At 61.9% G+C, this 19516-nt stretch carries 18 protein-coding genes; 12 read left to right on the top strand and 6 right to left on the bottom strand.

Features of this window, described 5'->3' with window-relative positions:
* Nucleotides 1-332 precede the first annotated feature (332 nt).
* Genes argS through GJA_RS21565 form a run of 7 tightly spaced genes read left to right on the top strand, consistent with a single transcriptional unit; the run spans nucleotide 333 to nucleotide 6540 of the window.
* Nucleotides 333-2045: an arginine--tRNA ligase gene (gene argS, locus GJA_RS21535; RefSeq protein ID WP_038496410.1), complete on the top strand. Its 1713-nt coding sequence runs from the start codon at nucleotides 333-335 to the stop codon at nucleotides 2043-2045.
* Between the two features lie 20 nt (nucleotides 2046-2065).
* Nucleotides 2066-2773 carry an SPOR domain-containing protein gene (locus tag GJA_RS21540; RefSeq protein ID WP_038496414.1) on the top strand — a complete coding sequence of 236 codons (708 nt, stop codon included), beginning with the start codon at nucleotides 2066-2068 and terminating at the stop codon, nucleotides 2771-2773.
* A 12-nt stretch (nucleotides 2774-2785) separates the two neighbouring features.
* Nucleotides 2786-3457 carry a thiol:disulfide interchange protein DsbA/DsbL gene (locus tag GJA_RS21545; RefSeq protein WP_038496417.1) on the top strand — a complete coding sequence of 224 codons (672 nt, stop codon included), beginning with the start codon at nucleotides 2786-2788 and terminating at the stop codon, nucleotides 3455-3457.
* A 31-nt stretch (nucleotides 3458-3488) separates the two neighbouring features.
* Complete coding sequence (locus tag GJA_RS21550; RefSeq protein WP_038496419.1) at nucleotides 3489-4250, top strand: SDR family oxidoreductase; 762 nt, start codon at nucleotides 3489-3491, stop codon at nucleotides 4248-4250.
* Between the two features lie 17 nt (nucleotides 4251-4267).
* Nucleotides 4268-5074 (top strand): biotin--[acetyl-CoA-carboxylase] ligase, encoded by an 807-nt coding sequence (locus tag GJA_RS21555; protein WP_038496422.1) that lies wholly within the window; start codon nucleotides 4268-4270, stop codon nucleotides 5072-5074.
* A 3-nt stretch (nucleotides 5075-5077) separates the two neighbouring features.
* A complete protein-coding gene (locus tag GJA_RS21560) occupies nucleotides 5078-5839 on the top strand; it encodes a type III pantothenate kinase (protein ID WP_038496425.1) in 762 nt (253 codons plus the stop codon).
* Nucleotides 5833-6540 (top strand): SPOR domain-containing protein, encoded by a 708-nt coding sequence (locus GJA_RS21565; RefSeq protein ID WP_038496428.1) that lies wholly within the window; start codon nucleotides 5833-5835, stop codon nucleotides 6538-6540. The genes GJA_RS21560 and GJA_RS21565 overlap by 7 nt, the downstream gene beginning before the upstream one ends.
* A gap of 170 nt (nucleotides 6541-6710) precedes the next feature.
* On the opposite strand, the gene GJA_RS21570 is transcribed toward GJA_RS21565, so the two are convergent.
* The 6 genes from GJA_RS21570 to GJA_RS21595 all read right to left on the bottom strand — a co-directional run bounded on the left by GJA_RS21570 (nucleotide 6711) and on the right by GJA_RS21595 (nucleotide 13713).
* Nucleotides 6711-7829, bottom strand: coding sequence for a septal ring lytic transglycosylase RlpA family protein (locus GJA_RS21570; RefSeq protein ID WP_051781223.1), 1119 nt, complete (start codon nucleotides 7827-7829; stop codon nucleotides 6711-6713).
* Nucleotides 7829-8944, bottom strand: a complete 1116-nt coding sequence (rodA, locus tag GJA_RS21575) for a rod shape-determining protein RodA (RefSeq protein WP_038496431.1) — start codon at nucleotides 8942-8944, stop codon at nucleotides 7829-7831. Before rodA ends, GJA_RS21570 begins: the two co-directional genes overlap by 1 nt.
* Nucleotides 8945-8956: 12 nt before the next feature.
* A complete protein-coding gene (mrdA, locus tag GJA_RS21580) occupies nucleotides 8957-10951 on the bottom strand; it encodes a penicillin-binding protein 2 (RefSeq protein WP_051781225.1) in 1995 nt (664 codons plus the stop codon).
* A 26-nt stretch (nucleotides 10952-10977) separates the two neighbouring features.
* Entirely contained in the window at nucleotides 10978-11490 is a 513-nt protein-coding gene (gene mreD / locus GJA_RS21585) for a rod shape-determining protein MreD (RefSeq protein ID WP_038496434.1), read from the bottom strand.
* Nucleotides 11487-12548, bottom strand: a complete 1062-nt coding sequence (gene mreC / locus GJA_RS21590; RefSeq protein ID WP_038496436.1) for a rod shape-determining protein MreC — start codon at nucleotides 12546-12548, stop codon at nucleotides 11487-11489. The genes mreD and mreC overlap by 4 nt, the downstream gene beginning before the upstream one ends.
* A gap of 121 nt (nucleotides 12549-12669) precedes the next feature.
* Complete coding sequence (locus tag GJA_RS21595) at nucleotides 12670-13713, bottom strand: rod shape-determining protein (RefSeq protein ID WP_010393186.1); 1044 nt, start codon at nucleotides 13711-13713, stop codon at nucleotides 12670-12672.
* Between the two features lie 329 nt (nucleotides 13714-14042).
* Between GJA_RS21595 and gatC the strand changes: the two genes are divergently transcribed.
* The 5 genes from gatC to GJA_RS21620 all read left to right on the top strand — a co-directional run bounded on the left by gatC (nucleotide 14043) and on the right by GJA_RS21620 (nucleotide 19499).
* Nucleotides 14043-14345, top strand: coding sequence for an Asp-tRNA(Asn)/Glu-tRNA(Gln) amidotransferase subunit GatC (gene gatC, locus GJA_RS21600; protein WP_038496440.1), 303 nt, complete (start codon nucleotides 14043-14045; stop codon nucleotides 14343-14345).
* A 51-nt stretch (nucleotides 14346-14396) separates the two neighbouring features.
* Nucleotides 14397-15881 (top strand): Asp-tRNA(Asn)/Glu-tRNA(Gln) amidotransferase subunit GatA, encoded by a 1485-nt coding sequence (gatA, locus tag GJA_RS21605; RefSeq protein WP_038496443.1) that lies wholly within the window; start codon nucleotides 14397-14399, stop codon nucleotides 15879-15881.
* A gap of 71 nt (nucleotides 15882-15952) precedes the next feature.
* Nucleotides 15953-17413, top strand: coding sequence for an Asp-tRNA(Asn)/Glu-tRNA(Gln) amidotransferase subunit GatB (gene gatB / locus GJA_RS21610; RefSeq protein WP_038496446.1), 1461 nt, complete (start codon nucleotides 15953-15955; stop codon nucleotides 17411-17413).
* A 174-nt stretch (nucleotides 17414-17587) separates the two neighbouring features.
* Complete coding sequence (locus GJA_RS21615) at nucleotides 17588-18406, top strand: small ribosomal subunit Rsm22 family protein (protein WP_144241617.1); 819 nt, start codon at nucleotides 17588-17590, stop codon at nucleotides 18404-18406.
* A gap of 7 nt (nucleotides 18407-18413) precedes the next feature.
* Nucleotides 18414-19499, top strand: coding sequence for a PhoH family protein (locus GJA_RS21620; protein WP_081905523.1), 1086 nt, complete (start codon nucleotides 18414-18416; stop codon nucleotides 19497-19499).
* Nucleotides 19500-19516 lie beyond the last annotated feature (17 nt).

Here is a 19516-nt window from a genome sequence, read left to right on the forward strand (position 1 = left end):
GCACTGCGTCGCAACGGGCGCCTTGCAGCGCATCCGGTTCTGTTTGTCATAAATTCCCAATAATTTCTCGGGGAATACTTCAACGATTTCGCCATTGCGGCAAATTATTCAATGTCACCGCCATAAGATATTATATATTTACAAATGCGTTATAAATGCGCGACCAGTGCGCTGAAAAGGCGGCGCCCGCGCGCGCGGCTGCCCGGCAAGCGTATTGTTCGTGCTTGCAAACCAGTATAATTACCGCTGTCCGGACCGCGCCTGGAGATTAGCTGGCGCCGTCCGTTTAGCCTTCAGTATCAATTTAACGCGGCCCGGCCGCCACCTCGCACATGCTCGCCCACCAAAAACAAGAAATCGTCGCCCTGTTCCAGGCCGCCCTGACTCCCCTGCTCGCCGATACCGGCTTGAGCGCCAATGTGGTGCTGGAACGCCCGCGCGACGCCAGCCATGGCGATATCGCCTGTAATATCGCGATGCAGCTTGCCAAGCCATTGAAGATGAACCCGCGCGAGCTGGCGCAAGCCGTCGTCACGGCCGTGCTGGCCAATCCGGCCGGCAAGGGCCTGGTCGAATCGGCCGACATCGCCGGCCCGGGTTTCATCAACCTGCGCGTGGCGCCGGCCGCCAAGCAGGCGGTGCTCAAGACCATCCTGCAGCAGCAGGCCGCGTTCGGCGGCAGCAGCAGCGGCGCCGGCAAGAAAGTGGTGATCGAATTCGTGTCGGCCAATCCGACCGGCCCGCTGCACGTCGGCCACGGCCGCCAGGCCGCGCTGGGCGATGCGCTGTCGTCGCTGTTCGCCTCGCAAGGCTACGACGTGACCCGCGAGTTTTATTACAACGACGCCGGCGTGCAAATCCAGACGCTGGCCAATTCGGTGCAGGCGCGCGCGCGCGGCTACAAGCCGGGCGATGCCGCATGGCCGGAATCGGCGTACAACGGCGACTATATTGCCGAGATCGCCAACGATTTCCTGGCCGGCAAGACCGTCTCCGCCAGCGACGGCCAGCCCGCCACCGCCAACGGCAAGCTGGACGACCTGGAATCGATACGTCCGTTCGCCGTCACCTACCTGCGCAATGAACAGGACATCGACTTGCAGGCGTTCGGCGTCAGGTTCGACAATTATTACCTCGAATCGTCGCTGTACGCCGACGGCAAGGTCAATACCGCCGTCGACACCATGGTCAAGGCCGGCCACACCTATGAACAGGATGGCGCGCTGTGGCTGCGCACCACCGACTATGGCGACGACAAGGATCGCGTGATGCGCAAGTCCGACGGCACCTACACCTATTTCGTGCCGGACGTCGCCTATCACGTCGTCAAATGGCAGCGCGGCTACGGCCAGGCCATCAATATCCAGGGCAGCGACCACCACGGCACCATCGCCCGCGTGCGCGCCGGCCTGCAGGCGGTCGACATGGGCATCCCGCAAGGCTACCCGGACTACGTGCTGCACAAGATGGTCACCGTGATGAAGGATGGCGAAGAGGTCAAGATCTCGAAACGCGCCGGCTCCTACGTCACCGTGCGCGACCTGATCGAATGGTCGGGCGGCGGCGACATCGTCAAGGGCCGCGACGCGGTGCGCTTCTTCATGATTTCCCGCAAGGCCGACACCGAATTCGTGTTCGACGTTGACGTCGCGCTGAAAACCACCGATGAAAACCCGGTGTATTACGTGCAGTACGCCCATGCGCGGATTTGCCGCATCCTGGAAAACTGGGGCGGCGACGCGACCGCGCTGGCCGGCGCCGACCTGTCGCCGCTGACCGCGCCGACCGAAGCGACCTTGCTGGCGACGCTGGCGTCGTATCCGGAAATGCTGGCGCGCGCGCAAGCGGAACTGGGCCCGCACCAGATCGCCTTCTACCTGCGCGACCTGGCCAGCAACCTGCACAGCTTCTACTTTGCCGAAAAAGTGCTGATCGACGATAACGAAGCGCTGAAACTGGCCCGCCTGGCGCTGGTGGTCGCCGCGCGCCAGGTATTGCGCAACGGCCTGGCGCTGATCGGCGTTTCCGCTCCCACCACCATGTAATCGCAAAGGTTTAACCGCTAATGAATTTCGATTCCCGCTACTCCCCTTCCCTGCGCCAGCAAGGCAATACCCTGGTCGGCATCATCATCGGCCTGGTGATCGGCCTCGGCATCGCCGTGGTGGTCGCGCTGATGATCACCAAGGGCGCGACGCCGTTCACCGACAAGGCCGGCAAGGCGGGAAAATCGAGCGAGCCGACCTCCGGCCAGATCGCCGATCCGAACAAGCCGATGTACGGCAACAAGGATGCGGCCAAGGAAGCGGCGCGCGATTATTCGAAGGAGCCGCGCGCGCCGGAACCGGACGCCTTGCAGGAATTGGTCGGCAGCCTGAAGGATGCGAAACCTGAGGCCAAGCCGGCGCCAGTCGCTGCGGCGGCTCCCGCGACGCCGGCCGCCCCGGCCGCGCCGCTGGTGGAAAAAGCCAGGCCGGCGGCCGCGGCGCCGGCCGCCGCGCCGGCAGTTGCGGCCAAGGCCGATGCAGGCGAAGACAAATGGGTCTATTATTTGCAGGCTGGCGCTTTCCGTGAAGTCGCCGACGCTGAAAGCACCCGCGCCAAACTGGCGCTGCTGGGGTTCGAAGCGTCGATTTCCGACCGCAGCACCGATACCGGCGTGCTGCACCGGGTCCGCATGGGCCCGTTCACCCAGATCGATGCGATGAACCGCGCCCGCACCAAGCTGTCTGAAAACGGCGTCGATGTCGCCGTCGTCCGCAACCAAAAATAACCTGGAGTGAGTATGCGTTTGTTGAAAAAAGTTTTGCTGGCAGCAGCCTTGCTGGGCGCCAGCGTGGCCGCCATGGCGTCGCCGTCCGATCCCAAGCTGGGCGTCGAATACACCGTGCTGCCGACCCCGCAAAACACCGAGTCGGGCAAGAAAATCGAAGTCACCGAATTCTTCGCGTATTACTGCCCGCATTGCAACGCATTCGAGCCGGAACTGGAAGCGTGGGTCAAGAAACAGGGCGACAATATCTCCTTCAAGCGGGTCCACGTGCAGCTCAACGACGCCGTCGCGCCGCAGCAGCGCCTGTACTTCACGCTGGAAGCGCTGGGACTGGTCGAGCAATACCACCGCAAGGTGTTCAACGCCATGCACGTCGAACATAACCGCTTGAATACCGACGCCGCCGTGCTCGACTTCGCCACCAAGCAAGGCATCGATCCCAAGAAATTCAGCGCCACTTACCGCTCGTTCGGCGTCGACGCCAAGATCCGCCGCGCCAATGCGATGATGGAATCGTACCAGGTCAGCTTCTGGCCGATGATCGCCATCGACGGCCGTTATGTGACGTCGCCGTCGCAAGCCGACCAGGGTGGCAAGGCCGCCAAGAACGAAGCCGAAATGGGCGCCGAAGCATTGACCGTGATGGATATCCTGGTCGCCAAGGCCAAAGCGGAAAAGAAATAAGCATGCCGCGCATCCGTTTGGCTGGCGCCTGATGCAGCGGGTCTTCATCACCGGCGCATCGAGCGGCCTGGGCGCCGCGCTGGCCGTCGACTATGCGCGACAGGGCGCGCGCCTCGGCTTGCTGGGGCGCCGCGCCGACGCCCTGCAACAGCTGATCGCCGGCCTGCCGAATCCGCAACTGCACCGCGCCTACCCGGTCGACGTCTGCGACCACGCCGCGCTGCACCGGGCGGCAGATGATTTTCTGGAATACGCCGGCGGCATCGACGTGGTGATCGCCAGCGCCGGCGTGTCCTACGGCACGCTGACCGAACAGCCGGAAGACCTGGCCGCGTTCGCCGCCATCCTGGCGGTCAACGTCACCGCCACCGTCGCCACCTTCGCGCCCTTCATCGGCGCCATGAAACGGCAGGGCGGCGGCCGGCTGGCCGGCATCGGCAGCGTGGCCGGCATCCGCGGCTTGCCCGGCGCCGAAGCGTATAGCGCCTCGAAGGCGGCGGTGATCAGCTACTGCGAATCGCTGCGCCTGGAACTGAAACCATACGGCATCAAGGTGGTCACCATCACCCCCGGCTACATCGATACGCCGATGACCCGGCATAACGCCTACCGCATGCCGTTCCTGATGCCGGCCGAACAATTCGCGGCCAAGGCCGCCGCCGCCATCGCCAGCGGCACCAGCTACCGTGTCATTCCGTGGCAAATGGGGCTGGTCGCCAAGCTGCTGCGGGCCTTGCCCAATCCGGTGTACGACCTGGCCTTCGCCAACGCGCCGCGCAAGGCCCGCAAATAAAGGCAAGAATCGTCACCATGCAGACACAATTCCAGCAAACCCTGAGCGCCGCCGCGATCCACGCCCGCTGCGCGGCCAGCGCCGCGCAGGTCGCCATCGAAGTGGTGGCCGAAACCGGCTCGACCAACGCCGACCTGCTGCAGCGCGCCGCCGCGCACGGCCTGGACGGCCCGACGCTGCGCATCGCCGGACAGCAAACCGCCGGCCGTGGCCGCGCCGGGCGGCCATGGCTGTCGGAACCGGGCGCGACGCTGATGTTTTCGCTGGCCTGGCATTTCAAGGGACCGCTGCAACAGCTGGCCGGCCTGCCGCTGGTCGTCGGCGTGGCGCTGGCAGAAAGCATGGAAGCGCTGAGCGTGCCGGTACGGCTGAAATGGCCGAACGACTTGATGAAAGATGGCAGCAAACTGGCCGGCATCCTGGTCGAAACCCAGGCCGCGCCGGATCAAGGCATCTGGGCCGTGATCGGCGTCGGCATCAACCTGGTCATGCCCGACGCGCTGGAACAGCGCATCGGCCGCAGCGTGTCGGCGGTGCCGTGGCTGGCGCAAATGGAACGCAACGACTTGATGGCGGCGCTGCTGAACCGGCTGGCGGCGCTGCTGGCGGAATTCGACGATACCGGCTTTGCCGCGTTCGGCGAACGCTGGAACCGGCTGCACGCCTACCAAGGCAAGGCCGTCAAGATCCTCGACGGCGGCCAGCTATTGCAGCAAGGCGTGGCGCTCGGCGTCGACCACGGCGGCCGGTTGCTGCTGCAAGGCGAGCATGGCGTCACAGCGGTGATGTCGGGCGACGTGTCGCTGCGGCTGAGCGAGGATTAAGCGATGCTGCTGCTGATCGACGCCGGCAATACCCGGATCAAATGGGCGCTGGCCGAGACCGGCTCGGCGCCCGGCGACTGGCTGGCCAGCGGCGCCGCGGTCCATGCCGAACTGGCGCAACTGGCGCCGGCCTGGTCCCGGGCCCTGGCCGGCGGCACGCTGTCCCGCGTGCTGGTTTCCAACGTCGCCGGCCCCGCCATGCGCACACGGCTGGAACAGCTGCTGCGCGGCTATCCGCAACAGGGCAGCGTCGGCTGGTTCGCCTCGCTGCCGCGACTGGCCGGCGTGCGCAACGGCTACCGCAACCCGGCGCAACTGGGCTGCGACCGCTTCGCCGCCGCCATCGGCGCGCATGCGCTGGCGCCCGGCCAGCCGGTCATCGTCGCCAATTGCGGCACCGCCACCACCATCGACGCGGTCAGCGCCGACGGACATTTTGTCGGCGGCATGATCTTGCCGGGCCTGCAATTGATGGCCAGTTCGCTGGCGCGCAATACCGCGCAATTGCCGCAGATCGCCTATCAAGCGGCGCTGCCGACCGGCTTCGCCGACAATACCGATGACGCGATCCTCAGCGGCTGCCTGGCGGCGCAAGCCGGCGCCATCGAACGCGCGGTGGCCGCCCACAACGCTGGCGCCTGTATCCTCTCGGGCGGCGCGGCGCCGCATATCGCGGCGGCGTTGACGGTAGCGCACCGGCTGGTCGACAATATCGTCATGATCGGCTTGCATGCCGCGACGGTGGATGGAGGTGGAGTATGCTGAAATTCGGTTTCTGGCTGCTGCTGGGCGTGAACCTGCTGGTGTATGCGCTCGGCCAGGGTTACCTCGGCAATTACCGCAGCGAAGTGCGCGAACCGGCGCGGCTGCAAAACCAGCTCAATACCGGCCAGCTCAATCTGATCAGCCAGGACCAGGCGCTGCGGGCGGCCTTGCCGCCGCAGGAAGCGGCGCCGCCCGTCCCCGAGCTGGCCAGCGCGCCGGCGCCGGCCAGGCAGCAACTCTATGCCTGCACCGAAGTGGGTAATTTCGTGCTGGCCGACGCGCGCCGTTTCGAAGCCCAGTTGGAAGTGCTGGACCTGGGCGACCGCCAGTCGCGCCGCAATGTCCCCGGCCAGGATATTTCCAGCTATATCGTCTACATCCCGCCGCAAGGCAACAAGGAAGGCGCCGACCGCAAGGCCAATGAATTGAAGCAGCTCGGCGTGACGAATTATTTCATCATGTCGGACAATACCCCGATGCGCTGGGCGATTTCACTGGGCGTGTTCAAGCAGGAAGCGGGCGCGCAGGCGCTGCTGGCGGCGTTGATGCGCCAGGGCGTGCACAGCGCCAAGGTCGGCCCGCGCTACACGCCGAGCAAGCAGCTGTCGTTCCAGTTCCGTAACCTGGATGGCGCGACCCGGGCGCGCCTGGAACGCATCAAGCAGGCATTTCCTGATCAGGAAATGCGCAGCTGTAAATAAATTGCAAGCTTAGAGCCTATCCCAGTAGATGAATACGCCCTCTTCTGGCGCTCCTCAGGAACGGGGACTGCGTTGATCGTCGTCGCGTGGCGCGCCACGCTTGCTCCTCACGCCTGGTCCGCGCTCCTGATGCGCGGCCAGAACAAGACGCTCACTACTGGGATAGGCTCTTAACGCTGAATCACGATGGCGCGTAAACTTAATCCATCCGGCAACCCCTGCGCCGCCTGCAAGGCGTCGGCGCGGCTGGCGAACGGGCCGCCGAACACGCGATACACGCCGCCGCTCTGCACCACGTCCAGGCTGCCCAGCCGTTCGGCGTGCGGCAACAGCCGCGCACGCGCCGCGTCGGCATTATTGGACTGGGAATACGCGCCCAACTGCAAATAAAAACCGCCGGCCACGGCGGCGGCCGGCGCAGCAGCAGCGGGAGCGCCGGCCGAGCTGGCCGCCACCGGCACCAGCGTGGTTTCCGGTTGCAGCACTGCGCCGGTTTGCGGCGTGGCCGGCGGCTGATCAGCCACTGGCGGCGGCGGCGACTTCAGCACCGGCACCGGCTCCGGCGGCGGCACCACGACCTGCACCGATGGCGTCAACTGGCGCTGCGGCTGGCCGCGCGCGGCGACGATGCGGTCGATATCATCCGGCAGCAGGCGCTCGACCAGCACTTCATGGCTGCCCTTGGCCAGCAAGCCCAGTTTCAGCGCCGCCGTGTACGACACGTCGATCACCCGGCTGGCGTGGAACGGGCCGCGGTCGTTAATCCGCACGATCACCTGCTTGCCGCTGTCGATGCTGGTAATACGCGCATAGGACGGAATCGGCAAGGTCGGATGGGCGGCGGTCATCTTGTACATATCGTACAGTTCGCCCGACGAGGTGCGCTGGCCATGAAATTTCTTGCCATACCAGGTACCGGTGCCGCGCTGCGAAAACGGCTGCAGGTCGGTGATCGGCGTGTAAGTCTTGCCCAGTACGGTATACGGCCGGTTGGCGCGCGGCAGCGGCGGATCGTTGCGCACCTCGGCGTCCGGCACGTCGGCCAGGTTCGGCGGCGGATTGTCGCCCGGGCCGTCATCCTTGTAATAACCGCCGCGGCCGGAACCGGCCGGCGGCAGCACCGGCAGCGACGGATCCTGGCGCGGCGGGGTCTTGACGCCGGACGGTGCCGCCGGCCTGGTGCCTTGCTGCTGCACGGTGCCGCAACCGGCCAGCGCCAGCAAGGCCAGCAAGACCGCGCCGCGCGACAGGCGCGTTGGAGTGACAGCCGGAGTAACAAGCCGGCGCATCAAGTTTGCACCAGCTTACGGTGGCGTTGTATGCTCATCAGGATTCCCGCTGCGAGGCCCAGCGTCAACAAGGCGGTGCCGCCATAGCTCATGAAGGGCAACGGCACGCCGACCACCGGCACTATCCCGCTGACCATGCCCATGTTGACGAAGGCGTAGGTGAAAAAAATCATCGTGATCGCGCCCGCCAGCAGGCGCGTGAAAAAGCTCGGCGCATTGGCCGCGATCATCAGGCCGCGGCCGACCAGCAGCAAGTACAGCAGCAGCAAGACCAGGTTGCCGACCAGGCCGAATTCTTCCGAAAACACCGCGAAGATGAAGTCGGTGGTGCCCTCCGGCAGGAAGTTCAAATGGGCCTGGGTGCCGTGGGTCCAGCCCTTGCCGGTCAGTCCGCCGGAACCGACCGCGATGGTCGACTGGATGATGTGGAAACCCTTGCCGAGCGGATCGCGGGTCGGATCGATCAGCGTCAGCACCCGTTCGCGCTGGTAATCGTGCAAGATGGTCCATACCAGCGGCAAGCTGCCGAGGAAGGTGAGGAACAGCCCGGCCAGCATTTTCCACGACAGCCCGGCCAGGAAAATCACCGTGAAACCGGCCGCCACCACCAGCATCGCGGTGCCGAGGTCGGGCTGCTTGGCGATGAACGCCACCGGCGTGGCCAGCAGCGCGGCCGCGATCAGGAACGATTGCCAGCGCAGCGAACCGGCGTTTTGCTGGAAGAACCAGGCCAGCATCAGCGGCGTGGCGATCTTCAGGAATTCGGACGGCTGGATGTCGATCACGCCGATATGCAGCCAGCGCCGCGCGCCCAGCTTGATGGTGCCGAACAGCGCCACCGCCACCAGCAGCAGCAGCGACACGGTGTAGGCCGGCACCGCGATACGCATCATCATTTGCGGACTGACGTTGGCCGCCATCCACATCACCAGGAACGACAGGCAGATATTGCGGAACTGATCCTCGACCTTGCCCGGAATGCCCAGGCCGGCCGAGTACAAGGTCACCAGGCCGGTCGACAGCAGCAGCAGCAGGATCAGCGTCAGCGGCGGATCGAACACCGCCAGGTAGGGTTTGGCCCGGCGCCACAGCGAGCGTCTTTCATTGATGGACATGCGGCGGTTTCCTTAATCGTGAACGTGCGGCGGCGGCGGCAGGTTCGGCCTGGCCGCGCCGGCGGCGACCTGCTCGTCGTTGAACTCTTCCAGCGTTTGCACTTCGTCGGCGTCTTCCTTCGGCACCTTGGTGGTTTCCCTGGTGGTCGGGCGCTTGCCGAGCAAATAATAATCGAGCGCCTTGCGCACGATAGGCGCGGCCACGCCGGCGCCCCAGCCGCCGTTCTCGACCACCACGGCGATCGCGATGCGCGGCTTGTCGGCCGGCGCGAAGGCGGTAAACAGCGCATTGTCGCGCAGCCGCTCGGCGATCAGCTTGGCGTTGTATTTCTCGTTCTTGCGTATCCCGATCACCTGGGCGGTGCCGGTCTTGCCGCCCACCGTGTAGCCGGCGCCGGCGAACACTTTCGACGCCGTGCCCTCCCCTTCGGTGGTCACGCCGACCATCGCCGCCTTGATGACGTCGATGTTTTCCTGCTTCAGCGGGATGCGGTAGCTTTCCTTCGGCACCGTCAGCGTGCGCGCGTGGCTGCCGCCGTCTTCGATGATCTTGACCAGGTGCGGCTTCATCACCACGCCGTTATTGGCCAGGTTGGCCACCGCGTGGGCGATTTGCAGCGGCGTGTACGAGTTGTAGCCGGAGCCGTTGCTGACCGAGACGGTGTCGCCGGCAAACCATTTTTGCTGGCCCGGATTTTTCTTGAAGCGGTTGCGTTTCCAGGCCGTCGACGGCAGCACGCCACGGCTTTCGCCGCTCAGGTCGATGCCGGTGATGGCGCCGAAACCGAACGGTTCCATGAAATCGTGGATCGAGTCGATACTCATGTCGACGCCCAGGTTGTAATAATAGGTATTACAGGACACCACGATCGAACGGTGCATATTCACCGTGCCGTGGCCGCCGACCTTATCGTCGCGGAACTTGTGGCCGCCGACCATCAGGAAGCCCGGGTCGAAGATCGATTGCGCCGGCGTGCGCTTGCCCAGTTCCAGCGCGGCCAGCGCCATGAACGGCTTGAAGGTCGAACCGGGCGCATACAGGCCGGAAATCGGCCGGTTCACCATCGGCCGGTCGAGCGAGGTATTCAATTCATTCCAGCTTTGCTGGTCGATGCCGTCGACGAACAGGTTCGGGTCGTAGCCCGGTTTCGACACATAGGCCAGGATGTCGCCGGTCGATGGATCGATCGCCACCAGCGCGCCGCGCCATTCGCCGAACGCTTCCTCGATCACTTTTTGCAGCTCGATGTCGATCGACAGGATCAGGTTGCTGCCCGGCACAGGCGCCTTGCGCGACAGCGTGCGCATCGCGCGTCCGCCGGCCGACACTTCGACTTCTTCATAGCCGGTGGTGCCGTGCAATTGCTTTTCGTAGCTCTTTTCCAGGCCTTCCTTGCCGATATGGTCGGTGCCGTTATAGTTGGCGGCGTCCTCGCTCTCGTCGATGGCTTGCGATTCGTTGCGGTTGATGCGGCCGATGAAACCGACCACGTGCGACGCTATTTCGCCCATCGGATACTGGCGGAACAAGCGGGCCTGCACTTCGACGCCGGGAAAGCGGAAGCGCTGGGCCGTGAAACGCGCCACTTCCTCGTCCGTCAACCGGGTGCGCAGCGGCACGCTGACGAAATTCTTCGATTCTTCCAGCAGTTTCTTGAAGCGGCGCCGGTCTTTCACGTCGACCTGGATCAGCTTCGACAATTCATCGATCACCGAATCGAGGCTCGCTTCCAGCTTCGACGGCGTGATTTCCAGCGTATAGGCCGAATAATTACGCGCCAACACCACGCCGTTGCGGTCAAGGATCAGGCCGCGATTCGGCACCACCGGCACGATGGTAATGCGGTTCTGCTCCGCCTGCGCCGCGTAATCCTTGTACTTGATCACTTGCAGCCAGATGAAACGCGCCAGCAGCAGCGAAAAACAGAGGAACACCACGCCGCCCAGCACGGTCAGGCGCAAACGGAAAAAGTGCAGTTCGCGTTCGTTGTTTTTGAGTTCGGTCATTGCATCACGTCTTCAGTGGCGGGTCGTCAAATCGGCCGGGTATGGTCGCGGTCGACCGCGCGCCGCTGCGGCGCCAGCAAGATCCAGGTGACCAGCGGCCACAGCGCGACCGCCACGAAGCTTTCGATGAAATGCAGCCAGCCGCCAAAACGGCCCGACGCCAGGAAGCGCGTCAGCATTTGCAGCGCCTGCGTCATCAGCAGCAGCGGCAGCACGTGCAGCGCCTGCGTCAAGACCGGGAACCACAGCACGCGGCGGTGCATCATGATGGCGAAATACGACAGCAGCGTGTACGCCAGCGCGTTTTCGCCGAGCAGCGTCGAGTCGTGCACATCCATCAGCAAGCCCATGAAAAAGGCCAGGCCGATGCCGACCTTGCGCGGCTGGTGGATGCCCCAGAAGATCAGCACCAGCGCGACAAAATCGGGCGCGCCGACGAATTGGCCCCACGGCAGCAAGTTCAGCAAGAATGCGCAAACCAGGCTGAAGCCGATGAACAGCGGGCTGACCGGCAGCAAAATATAATGCGGGCGGCTCATCGGGCGGCTTCCTTGGGTGTCGCGGCGGCAGCGGCCGGCGCGGTGGTTTTGGCGGGTTGTCTGGCGGCCGGTGCGGCCGGAATCGCCGGGTTTGCGGCCGGCGCGGCAGGTGCGCCGCCTGGCGCCGCAGGCGGCGTGGCGGGCGGATTATCCTTGATCGGCGCCATCTTGCCGGCCACCCGCTTGCCGGTCTTGATTTCCTCGACTGGCGGACGCGGCGGGAAATTCTGCCCCGCCATCAAGACCAGTAATTGGGTATTGCGTTCGATGCCGGCCAGCGGCTGGCATACCACGCGGCCGAACGGGCCGTGCGAATTGCGCTCGACCAGCGTGACCCGCGCCACCGCCAGCCCGGCCGGATAAATGCCGTCCAGGCCGGACGTGATCACCACGTCGCCGACCTGGATGTCGGCGGTCGGCGCGGTGAAGCGCAATTCCAGCGTGCCCGACTTGCCGCGCCCGTAAGCGACGCTGCGCACGCCGTTGCGCAGCAATTGCACCGGGATCGCCTGTTCCTCGTCGGTCAGCAAGGTTACTTCGGAAGTAAACGGGAATACCCGCGTCACCTGGCCGACCACGCCCAGGTTGTCGATCACCGGACGGCCCAGTTCCACGCCATTCTGGATGCCGCGGTCGAGCACGATCTTGCGGGTCGCGCCGTCGCGCGTGTCGTACAGGATTTCAGCCAGCAGCGACTTGACGGGAATGCGTTCGCGCGCATCCATCAAATTGCGCAAGTGCCTGTTTTCGGCGATATTGAGCTGCGCCTGCTGCATCATTTGCGCGGACGCGATCTGCTGCTGTTTCAAGTCGCGCACTTCGCGCTCCAGCGTCGACAGCGACGAAAAATAACTGCCGGCGCCCAGGATCAGGTCGCGCGGCATCAGCGCCGCCATCTGCACCGGGTACAGCACCGTGCCGACGGCCTGGCGCACCGTGCTCAGCGCGTGCACCCGCGAATCGGCAATCAGCAGGCCGATCGAGATGCAGGCGAACACCATCATTTTGACCCGGGCGGAAGCGCCTTGTTTAAAAAGTGGCGGAGGACTGTATTCCATGACATCCAATAATCCGGCGCGGACGCGCCAACGAGCGGGCTCTCGGTTTCCACCTCAGCCAAAACAGTTCAGCCAAAACCGCGATGGGCCGTAACGATCTGGTTACGGCCCATCTGTCATCTTATTCGTAGGAGAAGATCGAACCGAGCTTGTCCATGCGTTCCAGCGCCATGCCGGAACCGCGCACCACGCAGGTGAGCGGATCCTCGGCGACCAGCACCGGCAAGCCGGTTTCCTCCATCAGCAGACGGTCCAGGTCGCGCAGCAAGGCGCCGCCGCCGGTCAGCATCATGCCTTTTTCGGCGATGTCGGCGCCCAGTTCCGGCGGGGTTTGCTCCAGCGCGTTCTTGACGGCCGAGACGATGTTGTTCAGCGGGTCGGTCAGCGCTTCCAGGATTTCATTGCTGGAAATAGTGAACGAGCGCGGGATGCCTTCCGACAGGTTGCGGCCCTTGACTTCCATTTCCTTCACTTCGGAACCCGGGAACGCCGAACCGATGGCTTTCTTGATCGCTTCCGCGGTCTGTTCGCCGATCAGCATGCCGTAGTTGCGGCGGATGTAGTTGACGATGGCTTCGTCGAACTTGTCGCCGCCGACCCGCACCGACCCCTTGTAGACCATGCCGCCCAGCGAAATGATGCCCACTTCGGTAGTGCCGCCGCCGATGTCGACCACCATCGAACCGGTCGCTTCCGAGACCGGCAAGCCGGCGCCGATCGCGGCCGCCATCGGTTCTTCGATCAGATAGACTTGCGATGCGCCGGCGCCCAGCGCCGATTCGCGGATCGCGCGGCGTTCCACCTGGGTCGAGCCGCACGGCACGCAAATGATGATGCGCGGCGATGGACGGAAGAATTTCGAGTCATGCACCATGCGGATGAATTGCTTGAGCATTTGCTCGGTGACGGTAAAGTCGGCGATGACGCCGTCTTTCATCGGGCGGATCGCCTCGATATTGCCCGGCACCTTGCCCAGCATCTGCTTGGCTTCCTTGCCGACCGCCTGGATCGTCTTCTTGCCGTTCGGGCCGCCTTCCTGGCGGATCGCCACTACCGACGGCTCGTCGAGCACGATGCCCAGGCCGCGTACATAAATAAGGGTGTTGGCCGTGCCCAAGTCAATGGCCAGATCGGTCGAGATATACCTGCGTAAAAAACCAAACATGAGTGTCCTGTAGCGCATCGAGCTGCGCAAAAGCTGTTGTAGGGGGCTTCAAAGCGGGCGCCTGGGGTGCTGCTGGGGTGGTGCCATAGGCGCTGACGCTATCTTTTCTATGCTGCGGCAGCAGTGTATCGGCGCCGACAACGCATTAACCCGCCATTCTACCTTATAATTTGATTGCGATTTGCCCAAAAACCATTGAAAAGTGTGACCCCGGGGCCAGCGAGTTAGACGGCATTCGGAAGCTTTTGTGAGCAAAAGAGCAGTAAATACCCGCGTTTTATCAATACGCCAACTCATTATTTCGCGCGGTCCCGCCCGCGCCATTCGCCATGTCCCTGACACTATCCGACGTAAAACGCATTGCCCATCTGGCACAACTTGAGTTGAAAGAAGAGCATGCCGCAAATGCACTCGATCAACTGAACGGTATTTTCGCGCTGGCCGAGCAAATGCAGGCGGTCGACACCACCGGCGTGGAACCGCTCAGCCATCCGCTGGCGGCGCATATGAATAATATCGCCTTGCGTCTGCGTGAAGACGCCGCCACCGAAGCGAACCGCCGCGAGGCCTACCAGGCGGTCGCGCCGGCCACCCAGGACGGTTTGTATTTAGTGCCTAAAGTGCTGGATTAATTGCACTATCCAGCCCTCGCCTCCCCTGCCGAACCGATTTAGAAAATAGCCATGCATACAAAATCCATCAAAGAGCTGTCCACGCTGCTGCAAAACAAAGAAATTTCCGCCACCGCGCTGGCGACGCATTTCCTTGACCGCATCGAAGCGAGCGGCCTGAATTCCTTCCTGCACGTCGACCGCGGATTGACGCTGGCCCAGGCCGCGGCCGCCGACGCCAGCATCGCCGCCGGCACGTCGACCCCGCTGACCGGCGTGCCGATCGCGCACAAGGATATCTTCGTCACGCGCGACTGGCGCTCGACCGCCGGCTCGACCATGCTGGCCAATTACACCAGCCCGTTCAACGCCACCGTGGTTGAAAAACTGAACGCGGCCGGCATGGTCACGCTGGGCAAGCTGAACTGCGACGAATTCGCCATGGGTTCCGGCAATGAAAACTCGGCCTTCGGCGCCGTGCAAAACCCATGGGACACCAAGGCCGTGCCGGGCGGTTCGTCCGGCGGTTCGGCCGCCGCCGTCGCCGCGCGCCTGACGCCGGCCGCCACCGGCACCGATACCGGCGGTTCGATCCGCCAGCCAGCCGCGTTTTGCGGCATCACCGGCATCAAGCCGACCTATGGCCGCGTGTCGCGCTTCGGCATGATCGCGTTTGCCTCGTCGCTGGACCAGGGCGGCCCGATGGCGCGCAGCGCCGAGGATTGCGCCTTGCTGCTGTCGGCCATGGCCGGCTTCGACGAACGCGATTCGACCAGCCTGACGCCGGAACAAGGCGGCGTGGCGGAAGACTTCAGCCGGGATCTTGAGCAAGCGCTGACCGGTTTGCGCATCGGCGTGCCGCGCGAGTATTTCGGCGAAGGCCTGGCCAAGGACGTCGAAGAGGCCGTGCGCGGCGCGCTGGCCCAATATGAAAAACTGGGCGCCACGCTGGTCGACATTTCGCTGCCGAACACGGCGCTGTCGATCCCGGCGTATTACATGATCGCGCCGGCCGAGGCCTCGTCCAACCTGTCGCGCTTCGACGGCGTGCGCTACGGCCACCGCGCCGCCGAATACAGCGACCTGTCGGACATGTATAAAAAGACCCGCGCCCAGGGTTTCGGCCCGGAAGTGCAGCGCCGCATCATGGTCGGCACCTACGTGCTGTGCCACGGTTATTACGATGCCTATTACCTGAAGGCGCAAAAAATCCGCCGCCTGATCGCCCAGGATTTCGCCGCCGTGCTCGATGGCCCGAACGCCGTCTGCGACGTCATCATGGGACCGGTCGCGCCGACCGTGGCCTGGGACCTGGGCGACAAGACCGACGATCCGGTCGCCAACTACCTGGCCGACATCTTCACGCTGTCGACCAGCCTGGCGGGCTTGCCCGGCATGTCGATACCTTGCGGTTTCGGCCAGGGCGAGAAAAACAGCCAGCGCCCGGTCGGCCTGCAAATCATCGGCAATTATTTTGCCGAAGCGAAGCTGCTCAATGTCGCGCACCAGTTCCAGCAAGCGACCGACTGGCATTTGCGCTCGCCGGCAGGCATTTAATAACGAATACGTACCCGAAGGTACACGACGAATTCGGCGCAACGCGCCAACGAGAAAAAAGCGAGAACACTATGCAATGGGAAGTCGTCATCGGTCTTGAAAACCACGTACAACTCACGACCGAATCAAAAATTTTCAGCGGGTCGCCGATCAAGTTCGGCGCCGAGCCGAACACCCAGGCCAGCCCGGTCGACCTGGCATTGCCGGGCGTGCTGCCGGTGATGAACAAGGCCGCCGTCGAGCGGGCGATCCGCTTCGGCCTGGCGGTCGGCGCCACCATCGCGCCGCAATCGATTTTTGCGCGCAAAAACTACTTTTATCCGGACTTGCCGAAGGGTTACCAGATCAGCCAGTTCGAAGACCCTGTGGTGCAAGGCGGCAGCCTGACTTTCGGCTATGAAAAGGATGGCGAATTCGTCACCAGGACCGTCAACTTGACGCGCGCCCACCTGGAAGAAGACGCCGGCAAATCGCTGCATGAAGATTACCAGGGCATGACCGGCATCGACTTGAACCGCGCCGGCACGCCGCTGCTGGAAATCGTGTCGGAGCCGGAAATCCGCAGCGCCGCCGAAGCGGTGGCCTACGCCAAGGCGCTGCACTCGCTGGTGATGTGGCTCGGCGTTTGCGACGGCAATATGCAGGAAGGCTCGTTCCGCTGCGACGTCAACGTATCGGTGCGCCCGGTCGGCCAGAAGGAATTCGGCACCCGCTGCGAAATCAAGAACTTGAACTCGTTCCGCTTCATCGAAGAAGCCGTGCACGTCGAAGTGCGGCGCCAGATCGAGCTGATCGAAGACGGCGGCACGGTGCAGCAAGCTACTCGCCTGTACGATCCGGACAAGAAGGAAACCCGCGCCATGCGCAGCAAGGAAGACGCGCAGGATTACCGCTACTTCCCGGACCCGGACTTGCCGCCGCTGACCATTTCGCCGGAATGGATAGCCCGTGTGAAGTCGGACATGCCGGAATTGCCGGGCGCGATGCGCACGCGTTTTTCGCAGGAATACGGCTTGTCCGATTACGACGGCCTGATCCTGACCCAGTCGCAAGCGAGCGCCGCGTACTTCGAAGCCGTGGTGGCCAAGGCCGGCAAGGAACACGCCAAGACCGCCGCCAACTGGCTGATGGGCGACGTCGCCTCGACGCTGAACCGCGAAAACGTCGACATCGCCGATTCGCCGGTTTCGGGCGTGCAGCTGGCATTGCTGATCCAGCGCATCGCCGACGGCACCATCTCGAACAAGCTGGCCAAGGAAGTCTACGCCGGCATGTGGCAAGCCAGGTCCGGCGATGAAAACCTGGCCGACATCGTCATCGAAGCCAAGGGGCTGAAACAGATTTCCGACAGCGGCGCGCTGGAAGCGATCGTCGACGAAGTGCTGGCGGCGAACGCCAAATCGGTCGAGCAATACCGCGCCGGCAAGGAAGCGGCGATCAACGCGCTGATCGGCCAGGCGATGAAGGCGTCGAAGGGCAAAGCCAACCCGGCCCAGCTGACCGAATTGCTGAAAGCGAAACTGGAAGGGTAAGCGCCGTAGGAAGGCAGCATACAGAAAGGACGCTCCGGCGTCCTTTTTTTATTGGGCGGCATTGTGACAGTGTGTGGATTTTTTTACATAAGCCACTGCTATTATATTTCTTTTATACAATTTTTATTTCATTCATTTAATTTTTATGAGATCGATCTTCAGAAAGACGGACATATGACGGCACCAGACTGGCTTACAGGCCTGATACAAACAGAAATTAATGACGCAATTAGCAATGATAATCGTACCACTTCAACAACTTTTTTGGGCTACCCTAGGGATAGGGTGTTCACGGACATTATTATGGGAGGCCAGGCAGACTTTGACCATCCATTACCGCAATGGAAATTAAAGGCAGCCGATGTAGTTCTACTGTACGCAAAATACAATCAAGGGCGACATTTGGATGAGCTCATACATGCCTTTAGCAGCCTGCTCGGCCCTAACCAGAAAATCACCAAACCAACCATTCTAGATATCGGCTGTGGACCGTTTACCGGCGGGCTGGCATTCGCGGCGATTCAAAACTCCGATGAACCCTTTCGGTATTTTGGCGTTGATCGCTCAAAAGCCATGATTCAGCTAGGCGAATCATTGGCGGAGGCAGCGAAAGCACGCGGGGCATTTCATCCCAAGACTACATTTAAATTCGATACCGATCTTGCTAACTTTGACTTTGGCCCAATCCGTGGTGAAATGACTATCGTTATTGCCTCATATTTGCTGGCAAGCCCCAGTCTAGACGTGAAATCTCTTGTTACGTCGGTTAGCGACGCCTTGGCTCGCATCGGTCCAGGACCGTGTGCCATTCTCTATACGAATAGCTCACGTCCCGAGGCAAGAGAAAAATTCCCTTCCTTTAAAGAAGCGCTTTTAAGACTGGGTTTTAAGTTAGTAACCGAGGACATCGCCCCATTTCATCATACGAGCAAAAAAGTTCTCGATCTGCACTATGCGTTGCTATTGAGGACCGAAGCTTCAATTTTTTTATAGGAAAATAATGGATTTACCTAATCTCAATGACCTGATCGAAGAGCAGTTCATAGTCTACGATCAACCACCTGAACAAAATCTATTTGTTGCAGGACCACCGGGTTCTGGCAAAACAAGTCTAGCTGTTATGCGTGCCGTTTTCCTTAAGAATAAGGGCCTAAAAACCGTTTTGATCACTCGCAACAAGTTGCTTGCAGAACTAGGCAAACAACTTGGCAGTGACGGAATTGAAACCAGTACGCTTAGTAGTTTTATCTGGCATTCATACAAAGCCGATATCGGCCAAGAGGTACCGCAATTTACGAGCTATGTATATGACTGGGACCAAATTATAGCGAACTATGCTGCTATTAATTTCTCCCCTGCACTGGATCACTTGATTGTTGACGAAGGTCAAAATCTACCTGCAGGATTCTTCAAGTGGGCCTATCGATATGGGGCAAAAAGCCTGACAGTATTCGCGGACGAAGATCAAACTACTGATGCGCAGCGCTCGTCGCTCAATGACATCTGCAATGCAGGTCTACCAGCTCCCATAAGGCTTAAAGTAAACCATCGGAATACTGCAGAAATTGCAGATGTTGCCGAGCACTTTCATCGTTTACAGAAATTACCTCCAGGCGTAGTACAGCGTGGACGGGGTGGCGAGTTGCCCAGAATGACCGCCCTCAAAACGTGGGATGAACTTGCCTCTTTAGCATCAACCAGACTAACAAACAGAAACGAAGCCATCGGAATTATCGTTTATCTTCAAGACGAGGTGTTGTTGTTGCGGCAGAAGCTCGTTGATCTGTTACCATCAGGAACCCGTGTCGATGCGTACGTGAGTAAAATCGGGGCGGCTAGCGGAATACGCTTGCTTCAGCCTGGAATTACCATACTGAGCAGCGAATCAGCTATTGGTCTCGAATTCAATACCGTATACTTGCAGGATCTATGGCGCTCCCTACCGTGCTCCTCAGTGGACGATTTTCGGAGGATGTATATGCTGTGTGCACGAGCACGGGATAACTTAATACTGATTGACGGTCCCCATACACTTTCTCAGAGTCAAATAGCTGATCTGCCGGGCCCTGAATTGCTTGAACGATGAACCAAACTCCTCCGATA

This window comes from Janthinobacterium agaricidamnosum NBRC 102515 = DSM 9628 (assembly GCF_000723165.1).
GTDB classification, from domain to species: domain Bacteria; phylum Pseudomonadota; class Gammaproteobacteria; order Burkholderiales; family Burkholderiaceae_D; genus Janthinobacterium; species Janthinobacterium agaricidamnosum.

Coding starts and splice junctions, on each gene's coding strand:
- gatC (WP_038496440.1), top strand. CDS start 14,043: ATGTCCCTGACACTATCCGACGTAAAACGCATTGCCCATCTGGCACAA.
- mreD (WP_038496434.1), bottom strand. CDS start 11,490: ATGAGCCGCCCGCATTATATTTTGCTGCCGGTCAGCCCGCTGTTCATC.
- GJA_RS21620 (WP_081905523.1), top strand. CDS start 18,414: ATGGATTTACCTAATCTCAATGACCTGATCGAAGAGCAGTTCATAGTC.
- gatB (WP_038496446.1), top strand. CDS start 15,953: ATGCAATGGGAAGTCGTCATCGGTCTTGAAAACCACGTACAACTCACG.
- GJA_RS21550 (WP_038496419.1), top strand. CDS start 3,489: ATGCAGCGGGTCTTCATCACCGGCGCATCGAGCGGCCTGGGCGCCGCG.
- mreC (WP_038496436.1), bottom strand. CDS start 12,548: ATGGAATACAGTCCTCCGCCACTTTTTAAACAAGGCGCTTCCGCCCGG.
- GJA_RS21545 (WP_038496417.1), top strand. CDS start 2,786: ATGCGTTTGTTGAAAAAAGTTTTGCTGGCAGCAGCCTTGCTGGGCGCC.
- GJA_RS21560 (WP_038496425.1), top strand. CDS start 5,078: ATGCTGCTGCTGATCGACGCCGGCAATACCCGGATCAAATGGGCGCTG.
- gatA (WP_038496443.1), top strand. CDS start 14,397: ATGCATACAAAATCCATCAAAGAGCTGTCCACGCTGCTGCAAAACAAA.
- GJA_RS21565 (WP_038496428.1), top strand. CDS start 5,833: ATGCTGAAATTCGGTTTCTGGCTGCTGCTGGGCGTGAACCTGCTGGTG.
- argS (WP_038496410.1), top strand. CDS start 333: ATGCTCGCCCACCAAAAACAAGAAATCGTCGCCCTGTTCCAGGCCGCC.
- mrdA (WP_051781225.1), bottom strand. CDS start 10,951: ATGACCGAACTCAAAAACAACGAACGCGAACTGCACTTTTTCCGTTTG.
- GJA_RS21555 (WP_038496422.1), top strand. CDS start 4,268: ATGCAGACACAATTCCAGCAAACCCTGAGCGCCGCCGCGATCCACGCC.
- rodA (WP_038496431.1), bottom strand. CDS start 8,944: ATGTCCATCAATGAAAGACGCTCGCTGTGGCGCCGGGCCAAACCCTAC.
- GJA_RS21570 (WP_051781223.1), bottom strand. CDS start 7,829: ATGCGCCGGCTTGTTACTCCGGCTGTCACTCCAACGCGCCTGTCGCGC.
- GJA_RS21615 (WP_144241617.1), top strand. CDS start 17,588: ATGACGGCACCAGACTGGCTTACAGGCCTGATACAAACAGAAATTAAT.
- GJA_RS21595 (WP_010393186.1), bottom strand. CDS start 13,713: ATGTTTGGTTTTTTACGCAGGTATATCTCGACCGATCTGGCCATTGAC.
- GJA_RS21540 (WP_038496414.1), top strand. CDS start 2,066: ATGAATTTCGATTCCCGCTACTCCCCTTCCCTGCGCCAGCAAGGCAAT.